2 protein-coding genes are annotated in these 1,119 nt (G+C 66.0%); both read left to right on the top strand.

All coding sequences use genetic code 11. The annotated features are described in order from the left end of the window. The first annotated feature begins 69 nt into the window (after window positions 1–69). Window positions 70–636 carry a winged helix-turn-helix domain-containing protein gene (locus tag D7V80_RS41015; protein ID WP_120593149.1) on the top strand — a complete coding sequence of 189 codons (567 nt, stop codon included), beginning with the start codon at window positions 70–72 and terminating at the stop codon, window positions 634–636. Further along, a complete protein-coding gene (locus D7V80_RS41010; protein WP_158616786.1) occupies window positions 579–1,109 on the top strand; it encodes a transposase in 531 nt (176 codons plus the stop codon). Before D7V80_RS41015 ends, D7V80_RS41010 begins: the two co-directional genes overlap by 58 nt. The last annotated feature ends 10 nt before the right edge of the window (window positions 1,110–1,119 follow it).

Below are 1,119 nucleotides of genomic sequence, written 5' to 3'. Positions count from 1 at the left end.
TCTAATCCCCTTCAGGGAAGAGACCGAAGGGTGAAGGGAGTTACGCCATGAGGAGGCAGGAGGCTTCTCATGGCGTGGCAGCCGAGGAGGCTGACGACAGAGCAACTGGAGGAGCGCCGGTTGGAGGCGGCCCGGTTGCTGGAGAGTGGGCGCTACACGCAGGCGGAGGTCGCGCGCGAGTTGGGCGTGAGCCCGAGTACGGCATGCGAGTGGGCTCGACGCCTTGAGGAGGCAGGAGTCGCCGGGCTGAAGTCCCGAGCGCGAAGCGGACGCCCCTCGAAGCTGACGGCCGCGCAGTGGCTGGACGTGAAAGCCGTGGTGGAAGCAGGAGCCAAGACGGCGGGCTTTGCCACCGAAAGGTGGACGCTGAAGCGAGTGGCCCAGGTCATCCAGCGTCGCTACGGCGTGCATTACCACCCCAACTACCTGGCGGAGCCACTTCACCGGCTGGGCCTGTCCGTGCAACGGCCCAAACCCAAAGCTCGCGAGCGAGACGAGGCGCTGGTGGAGGCGTGGCTGAAGCGGGACTGGCCACGCATTAAAAGGGGGCTGCACGCCGAGGGGCAGTCATTGCCTGCGTGGACGAGACGGGTAGTACGTTTCGGGCCCGGCCAGGTACTACCTGGGCTCCCATAGGCCAGCCGCCTGAGCTGCGACGCGTCTCCATGAGACGTGAAGTCTCCAGCGTGGTGGCACTGGTGGCTCCCTTCGGGCGCAGAAAGGCCCGCCTCTATGCGCGGCATTTCGAGGGCAGCGTGCATGGTGCCCAGGTGGTAGCGGCCCTGCGTTACTTCCGCCGCAAAGTGGGCCACCCGCTGGTGGTGGTGTGGGACAGGCTGGGCGCCCATCGCTCAAACGAGGTGAAGCGCTTCGTCGCGTCTCACGCCAGCGACTTCGTCCTGGAGTCGTTTCCCGCCTACTCGCCAGAGCTCAATCCCGAGGAGGGCTGCAACAGTCAGGTGAAGCGCTCCATGCTCAACTCCACGCCCGAGTCGACCGCGCAGCTACTGCGCCAGGTGCGCGCTGCATTCGGACGCCTCGGCCGCCATCATGCGGCCCTGCGTGGCTTCTTTGCCCACGCAGGGCTCTCCCTTCATGGACTTACCTGAAGGGGATTAG

Origin of the sequence: Corallococcus sp. CA054B (assembly GCF_003611625.1) — a bacterium.
GTDB classification, from domain to species: Bacteria; Myxococcota; Myxococcia; order Myxococcales; family Myxococcaceae; genus Corallococcus; species Corallococcus coralloides.
The sequence above is the reverse complement of the archived record's forward strand: the minus strand, read 5'-3'. Positions and strand labels throughout refer to the sequence as shown.

Coding starts and splice junctions, on each gene's coding strand:
- D7V80_RS41015 (WP_120593149.1), top strand. CDS start 70: ATGGCGTGGCAGCCGAGGAGGCTGACGACAGAGCAACTGGAGGAGCGC.